The sequence below is a fragment of the Streptomyces sp. P3 genome (assembly GCF_003032475.1).
Classification (GTDB): Bacteria; Actinomycetota; Actinomycetes; order Streptomycetales; family Streptomycetaceae; genus Streptomyces.
In genome coordinates this window covers 9,168,141-9,188,123 of the sequence record NZ_CP028369.1, presented here as the reverse complement: position 1 = coordinate 9,188,123, position 19,983 = coordinate 9,168,141, and the positions used below count along the sequence as shown (strand labels likewise).

The window sequence follows — 19,983 nt, the reverse complement described above, 5'->3', positions numbered from 1 at the left end:
ACGAACCTGGCGGGCAGATTTCTTGTTCACTTCGGCTTGCTCAGTTCGCAGAGCGCAGCCGTGAAAGTTCGGATTCCGGATGCGCCGCGATGTCCCGCAGCAGCCGTTCGTAGGACCGCGCCATCTCCTGTGCCGTGCTTCGGGCGAACAGGTCGGTGCTGTACTCCAGTTGTCCGAGCAGCCCGTCGGCGGTCTCCCGGACGACGAGGTTGAGGTCGAACCTTGCGGTGCCGGCGGTGGCCGGCAGGGGGACGATGCCGAGCTCCGCCGCGCCGCTCTCATCGCCGCCCGCTGTCGGGAGCAGGTTGAACATCACCTGGAACAGCGGGGGGTACGCCGCGTCCGGTTCCGGTACCAGGGCGCGGACCAGGTCGGCGAAGGGCAGGTCCTTGTGCTCGTGGGCCTCGGCGGTGACGCGTCGGGTCTCGGCCAGCAGGTCGGTGAAGGCGCGGTGCGGGGTCACGTCCAGCCGGAGCGCCAGCAGGTTGACGAAGTAGCCCACGACCTGGTCCAGGTCGGTCCGCGGCCGGTTGGTCACGGCGGCCCCGATGGCGATGTCCTCGTCCTGGGTGCGGCCGCCGAGCAGGACGGCGAAGGCCGACAGCAGGGTCGTGTAGAGGCTGACGCCTCGCTCCTTGCTCAACTGCTGGATCCGGGAGAGGAGTTCGGCGGGTACCCGCAGCTCCACCGAGGAGCCCTGGTGGGTGCGCACCGGGCAGCGCGGGAAGTCGGTGCGCAGGGACAGACACGCCGGCAGCCCGTCCAGCCGGTCACGCCAGTAGGTCTCCTGCCGGGCGAGTTCCGCGCCGTCGACGGTTCGTCGCTGCCAGCGGGCGAATTCGGCGTACTCCAGTGCCGGCGCGGGCAGTTGCGGATCCTTCCCACGGCTCAGCGTGCCGTACAGCAGCTGGAGTTCGGCGAGCAGGACGTTCACCGACCAGCCGTCGTACACGCCCCAGGGCCGGGTGAGCACGGCGATGTGCTCGTCGTCCGAGAGGGCCAGCAGATGGGCCCTGAGCATGTGCCGCCCGTCCGGGTCGAAGGGACGCAGCCGTTCGGCCCGGAGCCATTCGGAGATGTCGTCCTCGCCGGTGTGCAGCACGGTGACCTCGAAGCCGGATGCGTCGTGGACGCGCTGGACCACGCTGTCGCCGCGCCGGAGGTAGCCGGTTCGCAGCACCGCGTGGCGTTCCACCAGGGTCCGGACGCTGCGGACGTAGGCGTCGCGGTCCAGGCGTCCGCTCATGCGGAAGGCCTGCTGCACGTTGTCGTGGGCGGCGCCCAGGTGCGCGGGGCGGTGGAGGAACCACAGGTCGCTCTGTTGCAGGGAGATCGGCGCTGCCTCGGGTGTCGCATCGCGACCCTCCTCGGGCGCCTGTGCGGCCACCGGCTCCCCTTCGAGGAGAACGGCCAGTTCCGCCACGGTGGCCCCGCCGAAGACAAGATGCAGGGGCAGTTCGGCGCCCGTCTCCTTGCGGACCCGGAGGGTGAGACGGGTGGCCAGCAGGGAGTGGCCGCCCAGGTCGAAGAAGGTGTCCTGGAGGCCCACCTCGGTGAGCCCGAGCACCTCCCCCATGATCCGGCACAGGGTGCGCTCCGCGTCCGTGCGCGGCGCGACGTAGGCCTCCTTGGCGATGTCGTCCTCGTCCGGTTCGGGAAGCGCCCGCTTGTCGATCTTTCCGTTGATCGTGACGGGGAGTTCCTCCAGGAGCACGAAGACGCCGGGGACCATGTAGTGGGGCAGCAGTCGCGCCAGGTGGTCCTTCAGGTCCCGGGCCATGGCCGGGCCCAGCGCTCCGATCTGCGGGGAGTTGGCGAGCCGTGTCGCGCGGTAGGGGGCGCGGGCGCGGGCCCGCGGCGCTTCGCCGCGGGCGAACACGAGGTCCAGGCCGTCCAGGCGGTCCTGCGAGCAGGTGGCGGCGACCCGGTGGCCGAGGGTCTCGGCGTGCCGCAGGACGGCCGCGAGTTCCCGGGTCTGCGCGACGGCCCGGTGCGCGTCCGGGAGAGGTTCGGCCTCGTGGGCGGGCGACCGGCGCCGCAGGTCCTCCCAGGCCCGCACGTCGTCCGTGACGCGGGGATCGGTCAGCCCGCTCACGCCGAACTCGTCGGGGGCGCCGGCGTCCAGAAGGGCCCGCAGCCGGGCAGGGGTGGTGGCCTCCAGCCAGGTCAGGGGGGCGGCCTGGGGCACGGGTCCCTTGGTCAGGACGACGTCGTAGTGGTGAGCGGGCGTGTCCTCGTCGGCCGCGGCGCGTTCGAGCACGAGGTCGACGGCGCCGAGTTCCGGGAACCGTTCGGTCAGCGCGGCGAAGTACGTGGGGCTGACGAGGAGTGCGGTCTCCCGTCGCCGACGGCGCGCCGCGCGGGCGGCCAGTTCCCCGGCCGTGACACGGCCCTGCGCCCCGGCGCGTTCCGCCGCGTAGGCGCGGGCCGATGACAGGTCCAGGTTCTCCACGCCGCCGATGAGGAGGCGCCCGCCGTCCCCGAGGAGAGGCAGCAGACGTGCGAGGGCCTCCTCCAGGTACGGGAGGCTGGGGAAGTACCGCACCACCGAGTCGAGCACGATCGTGTCGTACGTCTCCCCCGCGAGGTCCGTCACGGACAGCGCGTCGCCCCGGCTCAGGGTGACGTGGGTCCAGCCGTGCCGGTCCACCTCTCGGCGGGCGGTGTCGAGTGCCGCGGCCGAGAGGTCGAGGGCGTGCACCGAGACGCAGTCGCCCGCGTACCGCGAGAGCAGCCGGCCGCTGCCGCAGCCGATCTCCAGCACCCGCTGGGGGCGCAGTCGCTCGATGAGGCGCGCGATGCCGCCGGCCGGCCCCACCGCATCGGCGTCCGTTCCCGCGTACTCCTCGTCGAAATGCCGCCGCCGGCGGTCGAGGTGGTCGTCGGCCGTCTCGCGGGCAGCGGTGTCGAGCCACTGCCGGGTCGGGCTGACGTAGGCGGCCAGGGAGCGGGCGGCGCCGCTGCCGCGCGGCAGGACCACGGCCCGGTGGACGGCCGGGTGGGCGAGCAACGTGCTCGCGACCTCGCCCGGCTCGACGCGAAAGCCCCGTACCTTGACCTGGTCGTCGGCGCGGCCGAGGTAGTCGAGGACGCCGTCGGGGCGCCACTTGGCCAGGTCTCCCGTGCGGTACATCCGGGTGCCCGGCTCGAACGGGTTGGCGACGAAGCGTTCGTCGGTCAGCTCAGGCCGGTCGAGGTAGCCGTGAGCGAGGCCGTCGCCGGCGGCGTACAGCTCACCCGGCACGCCCGGCGGCACCGGGCGCAGCGACGTGTCCAGGACGTACGCGCGGATGTTCTGGACCGGCCTGCCGATGGGCACGCTCGTCGCGTCGCTCTCGGGCCGGTACCGCCATGCGGTGGTCGCTCCGACCTCGGTGGGCCCGTACAGGTTGTGCAGTTCGGCGTCGGGCAGCAGGCGGGTGAAACGGTCGGCGAGGTCGACGGGGAGTGCCTCGCCCGCGGCCTCCACGCGGCGCAGCGCGGTGCACTCGGCGGCGGCCGGTTCCGAGAGGAACTCGGCGAGCATGGACGGCACGAAGTGGACGTCGGTGACGTGTTCGTCGCGGATCAGCCGAGCCAGGTACTCGGGGTCGCGGTGGCCGTCGGGGCGGGCGATCACGAGGCTCGCGCCGACCTGGAGCGGCCAGAACAGCTCGGGCACCGACACGTCGAAGCCGATCGAGGTCTTCAGCAGCATGCGGTCGCCCTCGGCCATGCCGTAGCAATGCTGTTTCCAGGCGGTCCAGTTCAGTCCGGCGCGGTGCGGGATGACGACGCCCTTGGGGCCGCCGGTCGACCCGGAGGTGTAGAGGATGTAGGCGGGGTCGTCCTTCGTCGCTTTCGCCGGCGGGTCGGTGTCCGGGTGCGTGGAGGTGTCCGGCAGCTCCTCCAGGACGAGCAGGGGCCTGCTGTCGGCGAGCATCTGCTCGACGCGCTCTGCGGGCAGGTCGGTCTCGATCGGCAGGTAGGTGGCGCCGGTCTTGAGCGTCGCGTAGACGGCGGTCACCAGGTCGAAGGAGCGGGGCATCCGGATGCCCACGCGGGTGCCGGGGCCCGCGCCCCGCTCGGCCAGCCAGTGGGCGAGCCGGTTGGCACGCGCGTTGAGGGCGCCGTAGGTGAGGGTCTCGCCCTCGTGGACCAGGGCGGTGCGGTCCGGGTGGCCTGCCGCCCTGTCCGTGAAGGCCTCGGTGAGTGTTTGCGTGCCCACCTCCACGGCGGTGCCGTTCCACTCGGTCAGCAGGCGTCGGCGCTCGGCGGCGGAGAGGACGTCCACGTCGAGGGCCGCCGTGCCGGTGCCGTCGTTCTCGGCGAGCGACTGGACGACGCCCGCGAGTGCGCTCTCGACGAGGTCCGCGACCGTCTCGCCGGGAATGCTGTCGTCGGCCAGTACTTCCAGCGAGAGTTCGGTGCCGAAGTCGTCGAGCGACACGGTCAGCGGATAGTTGATGGCGTCGGCGGCGGTCAGGAAGCGGATTCCGTGGTCCTCGATACGGCAGGCGGCCGCCTCGTCGAGGCCGGGTTCGAAGTGCCGGTAGTTGACCACGGCGCTGAACAGCGGTACGTCGCCGTCGAGACCGCTGCAGCGCTGGGCGAGGCTCAGCGGGCTCTGTTCGCGGACGACCAGCTCCCGCAGCCGGGTGTCGACCTCGTCGACCAGTTCCCGGACCGTGCGGTCGTCGAGCCGGGTGCGCAGGGGCAGCGTGTTGATGAAGTTGCCCAGCATCCGCTCGACGCCCGGGATGCCCTGCAGCCGGCCGGAGAGGACGGCGCCGAACACCACGTCGGAGCGGCCGCTGGTGGCGGACACGACACAGGCCCAGGCGGCGTGGAAGAGGCAGGCGGGGCTGAGCCGCAGCCGGCCGGCCTGGGCGCGCAGGTCGCGGGTGAGCCCTGCGGGCAAGGTGCGGCGCAGCCGGCCCACTCCACGGCCGTCACCGCGTACGTCGGTGAGTCCGAACGGGGTCGTCGGCTCGGCGACGTCGCCGAGTGCCTCCCGGAAGTACGTCTCGACGTCGTCGTCCGCCTGGCGGCGCAGGGTGCGGGCGACGAAGTCGCGGTACGGCGGAGCGGGCGCCAGCAGGTCGGTGCGCCCGGCCATGTGGACGCCGAGTTCGCCGAGCATCAGCCGCAGGGAGGTGGCGTCCTCGATCAGGTGGTGGGCGTTCAGCAGCAGGTACCGGCGGCCGGTCACGGTGTCCTCGGCCACGAGCAGCCTGAGCAGCGGGGCCCGGTCGAGCGGCATCCGTCCGAATCCGTCCGCCAGCGCCCACACCTGTGTCTCGGCGTCGGTGTCCGGGTCCAGGCGGGTGCGCTGCACCGGTGGTTCGGCGGTGCGGTGGACGACCTGGACGGGCTCGGGGAGCCCGGCGGTGAGGACGGCGGTGCGCATGACGTCGTGCCGGTCGACGACAGCCCGCAGCGCCCGGACGAACGCGGTGACCGCCGCCTCGTCGTCGGCGAGGTACAGGGTGGTGACGAAGTAGGGGTCGTGGTCGGGGTCCATCAGGTGGTGGAAGAGGATGCCCTCCTGGGTGGCGACCAGCGGGTACACGTCCTGCACGTTGGGCGCACCACCGGGAACGGTCGCCACCACCGCGTCGATCCGCTCCTGGTCCAGGTCGACGAGCGGAAGCATCGACGGGGTGATGCGCTCGCAACCTAGGGGGATCAGCGGGGCCGGGATGTCGGGGCCGGCGTCCCGCTCCGCCGTGTCGATCAGGGTGGCCAGGGCGGCCAGCGTGGGCGCGCCGAACACGTCGCGTACGGTGACCGTGCGGCCGGAGGCGTTCAGCCGGGCCACCAGGACGGGGATGAGCAGGGAGTGGCCGCCCAGGGCGAAGAAGTTGTCGTCGGCGCCCACCCGATCCTCGTCGAAGCCGAGCAGTTCGGCGCACAAGGACGCCAGGAACCGTTCGGTCGGCGTGCGGGGAGCGGTGTGGCCGCGCGGGGCGAAGGCCTCGATGCCGGGGGCCGGCAGGGCCTTGCGGTCGAGTTTCCCGTTGGCGGTCACGGGCAGGGCGTCGAGGGTGACGACGGCGCCGGGCACCATGTACTCGGGCAGTGCGGCGGCGAGATGGGCGGTGAGTTCGCCGCGGAGGTCGGCGGACCCGTCACCGTGCGCCGGCACGACGTACGCAACCAACTGCGGGTTGCCCGGCTGCTCCTCGCGGACGACGACCGTGTTCGCCCGGACCGCCGGGTGTTCGGCCAGCCGGTGCTCGATCTCGCCGAGTTCGATGCGGAAGCCGCGCAGCTTGACCTGGTCGTCGATCCGCCCCAGGTACTCCAGGGCGCCGTCGGAGCGCCAGCGGGCCAGATCGCCGGTCCGGTACAGGCGGCCGCCGGGCTCGGCGCCGAAGGGGTCGGGCACGAACCGTTCCCGGGTCAGCTCCGGTTGGTGGAGGTAGCCCCGGGCCAGGCCGGTGCCCGCGATGTGGAGGTGGCCGGGGGTGCCGATGCCCTGGGGGCGCAGGGCGTCGTCGAGGACGTAGAGCCGGAGGTTCTGGATCGGCCTGCCGATGGGGACGGTGCGTACGGGCTGTCCGGCGGGGACGGTCCAGTGGCTCACGTCGACGGCGGCCTCGGTGGGGCCGTACAGGTTGTGCAGGGCCCCCGGATGCCGTTCCTGGTGGCGGGCGCACAGGTCCGCGGGCAGGGCTTCGCCGCTGCAGAAGACCTGCCGTACGGATGTGCAGTGCGACCAGCCGGGCTCGGCGACGACGGCCCGGAGCATGGACGGCACGAAGTGCAGGGTGGTGACCCCGAACCGTCGGATCGCGGAGAGCAGGTACTCGGGGTCCTTGTGTCCCTCGGGCTCGGCGAGGGCCAGCCGGGCGCCGTACAGCAGGGGCCAGAAGAACTCCCACACCGAGACGTCGAAGCTGAACGGGGTCTTCTGCAGGACGACGTCGTGCTCGGTGAGCCGGTACTCGTTCTGCATCCACTCGATGCGGTTGACGGCCGCCCGGTGCTCGATCATGACGCCCTTGGGACGACCCGTGGAGCCGGAGGTGTGGATCACGTACGCGAGGTGGCCGGCGGTGACGTCCAGATGCCGCGGCGCGGCGCCGTCCTGTTCCCCCGGGTCGCGGCCGTCGCGGTCCGAGATCCGCCCGTCGTGGTGGAGGGCCAGCAGGTGCGGCACGGCGTCCAGCGGGCCGGTGGCGAGGTGCGGCTGGGTGAGCACCGCCTCGGCGCGGGAGCCCTCCAGGAGGTCGGCGATGCGGGCGGCCGGGTAGGACGGCTCGACCGGCATGTAGGCGCCGCCCGCCTTGAGGATGCCCAGGATGCCGGCCACCATCTCGGCGGAGCGCTCGGTGTGCAGTCCGACCGGGGTGTCCGGGCCCACCCCGCACCGGCGCAGCGCACGGGCGACGTGGTCGGCCCGGGCGTCGAGTTCCGCGTAGCTCCAGGAGTTCTCGGCGTCGACCAGGGCGACGCGGTCCGGGTGGCGGCGCACCGCGTCCTCGAACAGATGGTGCAGACAGCGGTCGTCCGTGAAGGCGCGGACCGTGTCGTTCCACACGTCCAGGACCTGGTGGCGCTCCCGGGCGTCGAGCATGCCGAGCCCTGCCAGCGACGCACCGGGGTCGGCTGCGACGGAGGCCAGCAGCCGCGTGTAGTGGCCGATGAAGCGCCGTACGGTGTCCCGGTCGTAGAGGTCGGTGTCGTACTCGACGGCTCCGGTGAGGCCGTCGGGGGTCTCCCGCAGTTCCAGCGTCAGGTCGAACTTGGTGGACGCGACCTCGATGTCGACGCCGGTGACCTCAAGGTCTCCCGCCCGGTAGGAGCGCTCCGTGCGGGCCTCCTGGAGGACGAACATGGTCTGGAAGACGGGTGAGTGGCTGAGGCTGCGCTCCAGGTCGAGGGCGTCCACCACGGCTTCGAAGGGCACGTCCTGGTGGGCGTAGGCGTCGAGCGCCGTCTTCTTCACCCGGGCCAGCAGCTCGTGGAAGGGCGGGTCGCCCGACAGGTCGGTACGCAGCACGAGGGTGTTGGCGAAGAAGCCGATGAGCTCCTCCACCTGGGGCCGGTTGCGGCCGGCGACGACCGTGCCGACGGCGATGTCGGTCTGCCCGGTGCAGCGGTGCAGGACCACCTGGTAGGCCGCGAGCAGCGTCATGTAGAGGGTGGCTTCGTACCGGGTGGCGACGGCGCGCAGGCCGTCGAGGAGCTCGGCCGGGCAGTGGAACTCCTCGCGGGCTCCCCGGTAGGCCTTCACGGGTGGACGTTCCCGGTCGGTGGGGAGGGTCAGCCGCGCGTCCGTTCCGGCGAGCTGCCGGGTCCAGTAGGCGAGTTGACGCTCTTGCACTCCGTCGCCGAGCCACTGGCGCTGCCAGTGCGCGTAGTCGGCGTACTGCACGGGCAGCGGGGGCAGGGGGTCGGGGCGTCCGGCGTGGAACGCTTCGTAGAGCGCGCCGACGTCGCGGACGAAGAGGCCCACCGACCAGCCGTCGGAGACGCTGTGGTGCATGGTCACCAGCAGGACGTGCTCCCGCTCGCCCAGCCGCAGCAGCCGCATCCGCAGCAGGGGGTCGCGGGACAGGTCGAAGGGCTCGGCGGCCGCCAGGGCGCAGACGGCGGGCAGTCGGTCCGGGTCGGTGAGTTCCTCCTCGCGCACGGTGATGTCCCGGCCGTCACCGACGTGCTGGTAGGGAACGCCGTCCTGGTCGACGAACCGGGTTCGCAGCACTTCGTGCCGCTGGACGACCGCGTCGAGCGCGCGCAGCAGCGCCGGGCGGTCCAGGGTTCCGCGCAGCCGGATCGCCATGGGGATGTTGTAGGCCGCGTCGGTGTCGTCGAGTTGGGCCAGGAACCACAGGCGCTGCTGGGTGAAGGACAGCCGCACCGGCCCGTCGTCCGGACGGGCCATCTCCGGGTCGCCGGCGAGGAGCGTGGACAGGTCGACACCCTGCCGCTTCAGCAGCGCGGTCAGCGCGTGCCTGCGCCGGGCGGGCAGGGCGCGGATCCTGCGGACCAGCTCCTGCGTGCTGAGGTCACTGCCGGCAATGTCACTGGTGGCGCTCATGGGAGTTCCTCTTCCGCCTAGTTCTCGCTCGTCAGGGCGTCCAGATCGGCGTCGCTCAGGGTCTCGACCAGGCCGAGGCTCCTGAGGACCCGGTCCGTGTCGAGGGCGGGTGCGTCCTCGACGGCCGGGGCGATGCGGCGGAGTTCGCCGGCCATGTCGACGAGCTTCGGGTGGCCGAAGACGGCCTGGACGGGCAGATCCACGCCGAAGTCCTGCCGGATCAGGTTGGTCAGGCGGGTCGCGAGGAGCGAGTTGCCTCCGAGCGAGAAGAAGTCGCTGCGGGCGTTGAGCCGTTCGACGTCGATCTGCAACAAGGCCGCCCAGGTGTGCGCGAGTTCGTGTTCCGCGTCGGGGCGAGTGCCGTTGTGCGGACCGGAAGCGACGGTGGCCGCGGGCGCCCGGGTGGACTCGCCGGCCGGTCGCGCGCGGTCGCGGACGAGCCAGTGACTGTCCGGTTCGAAGGCGGTCGGCGGCAGGGGGACGACGCGGCGGGGGCCGGAGTGCAGTTCCCGCCACGGTACGTGCGTCCCTCGCACCCAGAGCCCGGCGAGGCGTTCCAGGTCCCCGTCCTCGACCAGACCCGACAGGAACTGGGCGCCCCGGGTGCCGGAGAGCATCGCGTCCAGGGGGCCGGCGTCGTCGTCGGCGTTGCCGCGCAGGACGACCGGGGGCGGGGCGCCGTGGTCGGCCTCCGGCTCGCCGCCGAGGCAGTCGGCGAGGGCGGCCCTCAGTTCCTCGTGGGAGGCGGCCACCACCGCCAGCCGCTCCGGGAGTGCCTCGCGGCCCAGCTGGGTGGTGTACGCGAGGTCCGCGAGGCGGGGCGCGTTCCCGTCCGTCAGGAAGTCGCGCAGTCTCCGTACGGCGGTGTGCAGCCGCTCCGCGTCACCGGCCGAGACCACGACCACCTGGGGTCCGTTGTCCTCGGTCGGCGGCTCGGCCGCCACGGCCGGCGGCGGTGCCTCGACGACGAGGGCGACATGACTGCCGCCGGCCGCCACGGAGTTGACGAGGGCGCGGCGCGGCAGCGGCCGGCCGTCGGCGTCGGTCGTGGCCCGGGGCTCCCAGGCGGCGAGGCCGGTGCACAGCCGGAGCGGGCCGTCGTCGGGGTCCAGCCGGGGATTGGGGTCGCCCGCCTCGACCAGCGGCGGCAGCTGCCCGTGCCGCAGTTGCAGGACGACCTTGGTGAGCTGGGCGATGCCGGAGGCCGCCTCGGGATGGCCCAGGGCCGACTTCACGGTGCCGACGGCCACGGGCTCGTCGACGTCTCGGAACACCTCGCCGAGGGCCCGCAGTTCGACCTCGTCGGTGATGGTGGTGCCGTTGGCGGCCGCCTCGACGTACCCGATGGACTCGGGTGCCGCGCCGGCCCGTTCCAGCGCGCGCCGCATGACGCTCACCTGGGTGCGGAGACTGGGCGTCATGAAGCCGTTGGCCCGGCCGCCGTGGGCCGTGGCGGTGGCCTTGATCACGGCGTGCACGGTGTCGCCGTCACGCAGTGCGGCGTCCAGCGGTTTCAGCAGGACGGCTCCGACGGCCTCGGCGGGCAGATAGCCGTCCCCGTCCCGGAAGCTGCGGCTGCCCGGGTGGCTCCCGAGGAGCTGCATCTCGGACAGCGCCACGTACTTGGCCGGGTCGACGGTGAGGTTGACCCCGCCGGCCACGGCCAGTTCGGCCTCACCGCGCTGCAGGTCGGCGCAGGCGAGGTGGATGGCCGTGGCCGACGACGTGCACATGTTGTCCACGGCCAGGCTCGGGCCTTCCAGGCCGAAGAAGTAGGAGACACGGTTGGCGATGAGGTTGTACGACGTGGTGGCGGTGAGTGCCGCGAGGACGGGGTCCGAGTCGTCCGCGCGGTACATCTGGTAGGCCGCCCCGACGTAGACGCCGACGCGGCGGCCGTAACGATGCTCCAGTGCGTCCTGGGTGACGCCGCTTTCTTCCAGGAGGTGCCATACGGTCTGCAGGAACAGCCGCTGCTGCGGGTCCATGGCAGCGGCCTCACGGGGCGAGATGCCGAAGAGCAGCGGGTCGAAGCGGTCGATGCCGTCGAGGAACGCGCCCCAGGTGCCGCGCGTCGGACCGGCCTCCTCCGGGCTGGCGCCGTAGAGACGCTCCCAGCGGTCCGCGGGGATGCGCGTCACGCAGTCCTTGCCGGACCGGAGGTTGTCCCAGAAGGCGTCGAGGTCGTCGGCCTGGGGGTAGAGGCCGCTGACGCCGATGACGGCGATGTCGGTGGCGGGCCGCTGCGGCGCGGATACGGCGGCGGGCTGCTGGGCGGCGGCCGCCACGGCGTCGGGAGCCTGCGCGGCGGGGGAAGTGGCGAGCGCCGGTTCGGGGGCGGCGGGTTCGCCGAGCAGTGCGCGCAGGGCGTCGGGGTGTTCGGCCATGACGTACCGGGCCAGTTCACGGACCGTCTGCGCCTCGAAGAGCAGGGTGCGCGGGAGCGGGCCGAACTCCTCCTCCAGGCGGGAGGTGAGGGTCACGGCGATGACGGAGTCCATGCCGTACCGCTCCAGCGGGGTGTCGGCTCCCAACCGCTCGGGGCCGAGTTTGAGGGCCCCGGCGATCACGCGCCGCAGGTGGGCGGCGGCCCGCTCCTCCAGGACGCCGTCCGCCACCGGCTCCGGTGTCACTGCGCTCTCCTCGCGGTCGGGGGCGCCGGTCACCGGCCGGGTCACCGTTTCGGGGGCGGCGGGGCCGAGGAGTCCGGGTGGCAGCGCCTCCCGCCGGCCCAGGAGGACGAGCAGCCTGCCCTCCCCCAGTCCGTTGTCGTCGGCGGCCTGTGCGCACCGCAGTGCCTCGAGCCCCCGGGCGGTGTCCAGCGGCGCGAATCCGAGGTCGCGCAGCCGGGCCCGGAGCGTGGGGTCGGCTCCCATGCCGCCCTCGTCCCAGAGGGGCCAGCCGATGGACACGGTCCTGCCGCTGCGCAGCCCGGCGTCGACGAGGCGGTTGCGGTGCGCCGCGTAGGCGTCCAGGAAGGCGTTGGCCGCCGCGTAGTCGGCCTGGCCCACGTTGCCGAAGGCCCCGCTGGTGGAGGAGAAGCACAGGAACGTCTCCAGCGGCTGGTCGCGGGTCAGCTCGTCGAGGTGGACGACACCGGCGACCTTGGGCGCCAGGACCCGTTCGAACTGCTCGGGGGTCTTCCTGATCAGCAGGCCGTCGTCGAGGACGCCGGCGCTGTGCACGACGCCGGTCAACGGGCCGTGGCGGTCGGCCACGTGGGCCAGAAGCCCGGCGACGGAGTCCCGGTCGGACACGTCCGCGCGCCGGTGGTCGACCGTCAGGCCGTGCTCGCGCAGCGCGTCCAGAGCGGCGCGCTGGGCCCCGGTCAGCGGGGAGCGTCCCGTCAGGACCACCGTCGCGCGGGTCGTCCTGGCGGCGATGTCCCGCGCCACGATCAGCCCGAGGCCTCCGGTTCCGCCGGTGATCAGATAGACGCCGCCCTCCTTCCACTGGCGGGTCACCGGCCGGGGGCCGGTCAGCTCGTCCATCCGTACGACGTGGCGTCGTCCGGCGCGGTAGCGCACTTCGGGCTCGGCGCCGTTCTCGGCGACAAGCCGGGCCGCGACAATGGCGGGAGCCGCTCCGTCGAGGCATTCCACGTACTGCGCGTGCAGCCGGGGGTCCTCCAGACGGGCCGTTCTGAGCAGGCCGGCCAGGCCGCCGAAGCAGGCCATTCGGTCCCGTTCGGCGTCCGTGCCGGGATCGCCGGTCAGCACGACCTGGAGCAGTACGGGACGCCGTGCGCCGCCGGAGAGGATCTCGCGCGTGAGGGTGAACACCTCGCGCGCCACGTCGGTGTAGCGGCGGTCCAGGGGGCCCTCGTCGAGGGGCAGGAACCGGCAGACGGCGCCGGCGGGCAGGACGGTCCGCAGCGCGTCGTCGTCCCGCTCGCCCAGTCGGCCGAGCACCACGACGTAGCGTGCGGAGAACTCCTCCCCCGTCACGGCGGGCGCGCCCTCGCGTTCGGTCCAGACGGGGCGCAGGAGCATCAACTCGTCGCCGTTCGCGGCCGGCGGGGTGGGGCCGGAGGGCTCGGAGGCGGGGCCGGAGGGCACGGCGTCGTCGAGGTCCAGCCAGCACCGCTCCCGGGCGAAGGGATATCCGGGCAGGCTGACGCGCCGCGCCGACCGGGCCGGGGGTTGCAGTGCCGCCCAGTCGAGTGCAGCGCCCTCGGTCCACAGGCCGAGCAGCCTGTCGTACGTCCCGTGCGCGGACCATGCGGCGAGGGCCGCGCCCAGTTCCGTCCGGGTCTGCTCGGGGGTCGGCGCCTCGGGGCCGGTGCGGACGGCGCCCCGGATCCATGGGCCGGGGCGGGACGGTCCGGCGGCGAACTCCGAGAGCCGTTCCCTGGCCTGGCGGACGGACCCGGCGGCGAGGGCGAACCGTTCCTCCAGGGGCATCCGGCCGGTCTGGAGTGTCCAGGCGACGTCGGGCAGGTCCTGGTCGCTCAGCTCGCCCAGCCGGACCGCCAACCGCCTTGCCTGTTCGGCCAGTTGCTCCTCGCTGCGGGCGGACAGCACGAGCAGCGAGGGCCGGCCGGAGGCGTCCGGTTCCGGTGTGGGACGCGGCTCGAGGTCGGGCTCGGGGACGTACTCGGTGACGACGAGGTGTGCGTTGGAGCCGCCGGCGCCGAAGCTGGAGACGCCTGCGGTCCGGGGATGGGTGCGGCGTTCGCCGTCGAGCTCCAGCACGGGCCGTGGCCAGGGCTCCAGGCGCTGCTGCACGCGCAGCGGTGTGCGGTCGAAGTCGATGTGCGGGTTGAGGGTCGCGGAGTGCAGGCTGGGCACGAGTTCGCCGTGCCGCATCTGGAGCAGCACCTTGGTGAGGCCGGCGATGCCGGAGGCGCTCTCGCCGTGCCCGATGTTCGACTTCACCGAGCCGATGGCGCAGCGCTCCGGCAGACCGCCCGCGCGCTGGAGCCCCTTGGTCAGACCGGCGATCTCGATGGGGTCGCCGAGGGCCGTGCCGGTGCCATGGGCCTCCAGATAGCCAAGGGTGCGCGCATCGACGCCGGCGGCGACGAGCGCGTCGGCGATGACCTCGCCCTGGGCGACCGGGCTGGGTACGGAGTATCCGGGGGTACGTCCGCCGTGGTTGACGGCGGTTCCCTTGATGACGCCGTGGATGTGGTCGCCGTCCGCCACGGCCTGTTCGAGCGGTTTGAGCAGGACGGCTCCGACGCCCTCGCCGGGCACGTAGCCGTCGCCGCCCTCGCCGAAGCTGCGGCACCGTCCATCGCTGGAGAGGAAGTTGCGCATGCCCAGCAGGAGGTACTTGTTCGGGTGGGAGCTGAGGTTCACGCCGCCCGCGAGAGCGGCTCCGCACTGGCCGGAGCGGATGGCCTCACAGGCCAGGTGGATGGCGGTCAGCGAGCCCGAACACATGGTGTCGAGGGCCATGCTCGGGCCCGTGAACCCGTAGAAGTACGACACCCGGTTGGCGATCGTGGCGGCGCTCCCGGACAGGGCGACCCGGTGGCCGCGTTCCTGTGCCTGGGCGCCGAACAGCTGGTACTCCTGGTACATCACGCCGACGAAGACGCCCACCTTGCCGGGTGCCCCGCTGCCGGGCCCGGCAGCGGCCCGGGACAGCTCCTCCCCCGTGTAGCCGGCGTCCTCCAGGGCGTGGTGGGCGGCTTGGAGGAAGAGCCGTTCCTGGGGGTCGAGGTAGTCGGCCTCCAGCAGCGAGATCTGGAAGAACAGGGGGTCGAAGCGGTCGATGCCGTCCAGGAAGCCGCCCCATCGGGCCGGTGTCCCGGCGCCGGCGGCGGGGTCCGCGTACCGGCGAGGGTCCCAGCGCTCGGACGGGATCTCGCGCACGCAGTCGCGGCCCGCACGGAGGTTGGCCCAGAACGCGTCGAGGTCCTCCGCCTCCGGGTAGCGCCCGCTCAGGCCGACGATCGCGATGTCGGCGAGTGTCCGTCTGGAGGGCGCGGCGGGTACGAGGGGTGCTTCGACGTGTGGGGCCGTGTGCTGCGGTCGCAGGGTCCGGGTGCTCAGGCCGGTCAGTTCCACGCACACCCGGCCTTGCTCATCGAACACCGTGATGTCCAGCGCGGCCGACGCCGTGCGGGGCGGGCGGTGCGGCTGCGGCCGGATCCACGCGTACGCGCGTGCCGGTGTGGCGGCGACGGTGTCCAGATGGCGCAGGGCGAAGGGCAGAGCAGGCTGTGCTCCTGCGTCGCCGCCGGGTCCGGCGCCGACGGGTCCGGCGGCCATCCGCAGGCCGACCGTGGCCTGGAGGGCGCCGTCGAGGATGCTCGGGTGCAGCAGGCAGCCGTCCAGCGGTTCGGCGGCGACGGGCAGGCGCAGTTCGGCGAGCGCCTGGGGGCGGCCCGTGTCGTCGGTGCCGGTGTGGAGGCGGACCAGGGCGCGCTGGGAGGGGCCGTAGTCCAGGCCCGCACCGGAGTACAGACCGTAGACGTCGTCGGCGGTGAAGGTGGCGCCGGTGCACACGGCCCTCGCCTCGGCGAGTCCCGGCCGCGCAGGACCGGCCGGGGCCGGACGGCTCGCGCGGCCCCGGCCGCACAGGACCGGCTCATCGTCGGGTGCGACGGCGTGGATCTCGTACTCGGCGTTGTCGTCAGTCAACCTGCTTATGGTGACGCGCAGTTCGAGCCCGGTGGGACCGGAGACCGCCGGCCGTAGCCATACGACGTCGTCCAGCCGCAGGCCGGCCGCCCGCTCCTGGCCCAGCGCGTCCGCGACCGCTGCCCGGGCCATCTCCAGGTGGACGACGCCCGGCAGCACGCGTCCGCCGCGCACGACGTGATCCCGCAGGTAGGGCTCGGTGCCGTCGAAGCGTGCCGTGTAGAGCGTGCCGGCACCGTCTGCGTCGGCCCGCTCCAGCATCGGGTGGAGCTGTGCCGGGCCGCCTGGCGCGACCGGGGCGGCCGCGAGGTGCGCCGCGACCGCGCGTACCGTGCGGTGTTCCTGGAAGACGGTGGGGGCGAGGGCCCGCCCGTGGCGCTCGCCCAGCCGGTCGGCCAGTTGGGCGAGGCCCGTCCAGTCGAGGCCGAGGTCCTCCAGCGCGCCGTCGGGGGCTACCTCCTCGGGGGGTACGCAGAGCAGTTCGGCCACGGTGGCGCGGACCGCGGACAGCGGTTCCTCCGGAATGTCCGCGGCGACCCGCGGTTCCAGCCAGGCCGCGAGTTCGGCGACGGTCCGGTGCTCGAACATGACCGTCGGCGAGAGGTCGAGGGAGAGCCGGTCGCCCAGCCGGGTGACGACGGACAGCAGGTCGGCCGACGCGAGCCCCATGTCGTAGTAGCCGGCGTCGACGTCGACCCGCTCGGGCGTCATGTCGAGGCGCTCGGCGACCAGTTGGCGTACGACGCCCAGCACGCCGATATCAGGCAGGAGCGTCGGCTCGGCCTGCGGGGTCGCCTCCGGGGAGGCCGCGGTGGGAGTACGCACCCTCTTGCCGACGTACTGGCCGACCTCGGCGAACTTCACTCCGGCCGGGTCGTAGAACTCCATGGCCAGCCGCACGAGTTCGTCGTCGCGGGAGACCGACGCGGCGGGGATGCGCACGTAGCAGTGGGAGCCGGGGGACGCGGTCGCCCGGAAGGACTCGATGACCAGGGGCAGGTAGAGCTCGAACCGGCTCGGCAGGAACAGTGTCCGGTCGTCGGCAGTGCCGTCCTCGGGGGTGCCGTCGTCGTGGGGCAGACCGCTGGCCACTCCACCGCTCAGCAGCGCTGCCTCGAACAGGGCCGGATGGAAGACGAAGGCATCCGCGCTGTCGCGGTGTTCCGGAGCCAGTTCCAGTGCGGCGATCCAGTCGCCGCCGCACCGGTGGAGCGTCCCTGCGGCCTTCATCAGGTCCGAGTGGACCAGGCCGTGCTCCCGGCACCAGGCGAAGATATCCGCGAGGGATGCGCTCCGGTCCGACGCGGCCAGGGGCAGGGACAACCGGTCCGGGAATGCCTGGGCGGTCGTCGGATAGGCGGTGACCACGGCATGGGTGGTCTCGGTGCTGTCCTCCGCGTGCCGGCCACGTACCTCGACGCGGGTGCCGCCGCCGGACGCGCCACGGCCTTCGACGGTGACGAGGACCTGCTGGCCGGGGGCGACGGTGAGCGGCGCGAGCACGGTGAGGTTGCGCAGGACGACGTCGGGGAGTGCCTGTCCCTGCCGGGCGAGGACCTGCAGAACCAGGTCCACACAGCCGACGGCGGGCAGGAGCCGGCGACCGTCGACGACGTGACCACGCAGCAAGGGGTTGTCTGCGGTGACGGTGAAGGTCTCGGTGAACCTGGGTGAGTCGGTCATCTGTCCATTCCAGAACGGCGTCGAACGGGCGGCGACGGGCATGACGAAGGCCACTGTGGGCGGTGTCGGCGCGAAGGAACCGGGAGAGCGGTGGGCCGGCCATCGGCCTGCCGGAGGGGAGCGGGGTGCGCTCACTGGAGCGCGGTCACCACCGCACGGTGTCCGTCGGGGGCACGCCTTGGTAGAGCCGGGCGAGTTCCACTCGGGAACCGATGCCGAACTTGCGGTAGACGTTGCGGAGATGGAAATTGACAGTGTTGGGTGACAGGTCGAGCTGTTTCGCGACCTGCCGGTTGGTCATTCCCTGGACCACGAGTTCGGTCACCGCCCGTTCGGAACCTGACAGCAGGGGCTGGTTCCCGGTGGCGCGCGGCTCGGGTGTCTGCGCGGACAGCGGACCCAGCCCGGCGAGGGTGCGGCGGGTGCGTTCGGCGCCGGACATGTCGCCCGCCTTCTCGTACTGGTGACGGGCCCTGGCCAGTCCCAGGGCGAAGGCGAGACGGTTCGGTGCGTCCACGCCCGCCAGCAGGCCGATGAGATCCTCGACCGCCGAGGCGGCGGCCCAGGGGTCACGGTGTTCCCGGTCGGCGCGCTCGAGCAGCTCCGGGTCCCGCCGCCACAGCCCCTCGGCGTGCAGGGCCGAGGCGGCGACGGGCGCGAAGTCGGAGTTGGCGTCGGCGAGCCGGCGCACTTCGGACGCCACGTCCCGGGCCAGCCTGCCGGCGCCGGCCGCGAGCGCGGTGCGCACCATCCAGGGCGCGGCGCCGGGCTCCTCGATGAACAGCGCCGGGGTGGAGATGAGGTGGGCGTAGCGGCCGAGCAGCAGCTCGGCCCCGTGCACCGGTCCCTGCCGCTGCGTCGCCACCTGCAGGGCGACCCAGTCGGGCAGAGGGGTGCCGGACATGGCGCCCGTCCACTCGTTCCACTTGTAGCGCGCCACCAGCCGCTCCGCGCCGGCCGCCTGTCCGGAGCGTAGCGCGGCCTGGGCCTGGACGGCCCAGCACAGGGGCAGGGCCTCCCTGAGCCCCGCGGCGTTGACCGCGTCGGTGATGTCCTCAGCGGCCTGGGCGGCCAGAGGGGCCTCCCCCCACCGGAGCAGGAGCCTGGTGCGGGCGAGACCCGAGAAGAGGTCCGCCGTTGGCTCCTTGGCGTCCGAGTGGGAGGGCAGGGGGTAGTCGGCGGATTCCAGGAGCCAACGGGGTATCTCAGTCTCGCCGAGCAGGGACAGTTCCAGCGCGACGAGGGGTGCCAGGCGGGCGAACGCGCCGCGGTCCCGCATGCCGAGGGCGAGTGACGCGGCCTCACGGCCACGCCGCAGGGCCACGGAGGGCTGCCCGCCGAGCCGTGCGCAGGCGGCGAGGACCAGCAGGGCCAGGACCCGGGCGGCGGTGTCTCTGAACGGGCGGCTGGCGCCTAGGAGGGAAATGGCGAGGTCGTGGGCCTCGTCCATCCGGCCCTCCAGTACGCACAGCTGGATACGGCGGGTCAGGACGACCGTCCGGTCCACGTCGGCGGTGTGCTCGGGGCCGCCGGAACGCTCCGCGACGGGTGCGGCCGTGCGGGGCCCGACCCGCTGTGGGGACCGGTCGAGGCCGCCGCGCAACGCCGACGCGGGCTCCTCGAACACCTTCTGCCGTACGGTGGGCGGGGTCGTCTCGGCGATGACCCCGCGGACCAACTCGTAGCAGAAACCGAGTTCGTCGCCCCGGCGTTCGATGATTTTGGCGTCGATGGCCTGCTGGACGCTGGCGGCGAACCGAGCGGCGGACCCGGTGAACACGGCGGCGAGACTGTCGACGCTGCAAGCGGGGCCGAGGGCGGCGGCCGTCCGCACCAACTGCTGTGTGTCGTGATCGAGTTCGTTGAGCATGCAGGTCACCGTGGTGCGCAGCCGACTCGGCACGGCGGTGTGGTCGTACACCGCCAGGCCCCCTCTGATCGCCACCCGGCCGTCCTCCAGCAACCCCTGCGCCAGGGACACCGCGAGCAGCGGGTTGCCGGCCGCGTTGTCGGCGACCTTGAGCAGGTCGGCGTCCGGCGGTGCGCCGAGAATGTCCGTGATGACGTCCCGGATCGCGTCGCGGTCGAGTCCCTGGAGTTCGATGCGGGTGCACCCGGCCTCTTCCAGACCGGAGACGAACTGGTGGCCCTCGAGGCCGTAGGTACCGCTGCACAGGGTGATCAGGCTGAACCAGGGCCGGCCCTGGCGTCGCGCCAGCGTCGCCCGCATCCGGGCGAACACCTCCGGATCCGCACTCAGCAGGGTGTCGTCCAGGACGGCCAGGACCGGCCGGTCGGGGAGGTCCGGCTCATCCCCGAAGTCCTCCGAGCCGAAGGACACGACGACGAACCCGTTCTCCTCGGCGGTCCCGCTGACCTCCTGCACGAGGCGGGTCTTGCCGTACCCGCGCGGGCCGAGGACCAGCGCTGTGCCGCCCTGCCCTGCGGCCGCCTCGGACAGTGCCGTCCGCAGGACTTCGGCCTCCCTGTGTCTGCCTCGCAGAGGCCGACTACCCTGCATGGCGTCGCGGAGTTCGTCCGGGGACGAGGCCATTTCGCCGAAGTGCGGGGAAAAGAACGTCTCGCATGGCGTCGCGGGATCCACTGGTAAGGCAGTATGAGGCGAAGTTACCCTAATCTTAAATGAGTTACCGGTGGTGGCCGTGCTTTCTTCTCCTT

The 19,983-nt window shown here is 72.9% G+C and carries 3 protein-coding genes; all 3 read right to left on the bottom strand.

The window, feature by feature from the left end; all coding sequences use genetic code 11:
• Nucleotides 1-40: 40 nt before the first annotated feature.
• Nucleotides 41-9,028 (bottom strand): non-ribosomal peptide synthetase, encoded by an 8,988-nt coding sequence (locus tag C6376_RS40815; RefSeq protein ID WP_107448237.1) that lies wholly within the window; start codon nucleotides 9,026-9,028, stop codon nucleotides 41-43.
• Between the two features lie 17 nt (nucleotides 9,029-9,045).
• Nucleotides 9,046-17,304, bottom strand: a complete 8,259-nt coding sequence (locus C6376_RS40810; RefSeq protein ID WP_107448235.1) for an SDR family NAD(P)-dependent oxidoreductase — start codon at nucleotides 17,302-17,304, stop codon at nucleotides 9,046-9,048.
• A 145-nt stretch (nucleotides 17,305-17,449) separates the two neighbouring features.
• Nucleotides 17,450-19,858, bottom strand: a complete 2,409-nt coding sequence (locus tag C6376_RS40805) for a LuxR family transcriptional regulator (protein ID WP_159083439.1) — start codon at nucleotides 19,856-19,858, stop codon at nucleotides 17,450-17,452.
• Between the last annotated feature and the right edge of the window lie 125 nt (nucleotides 19,859-19,983).

What these genes read in the sequence shown, in the direction of transcription:
- C6376_RS40815 (WP_107448237.1), bottom strand. Translation starts at nt 9,028, where the DNA reads ATGAGCGCCACCAGTGACATTGCCGGCAGTGACCTCAGCACGCAGGAG.
- C6376_RS40810 (WP_107448235.1), bottom strand. Translation starts at nt 17,304, where the DNA reads ATGACCGACTCACCCAGGTTCACCGAGACCTTCACCGTCACCGCAGAC.
- C6376_RS40805 (WP_159083439.1), bottom strand. Translation starts at nt 19,858, where the DNA reads ATGGCCTCGTCCCCGGACGAACTCCGCGACGCCATGCAGGGTAGTCGG.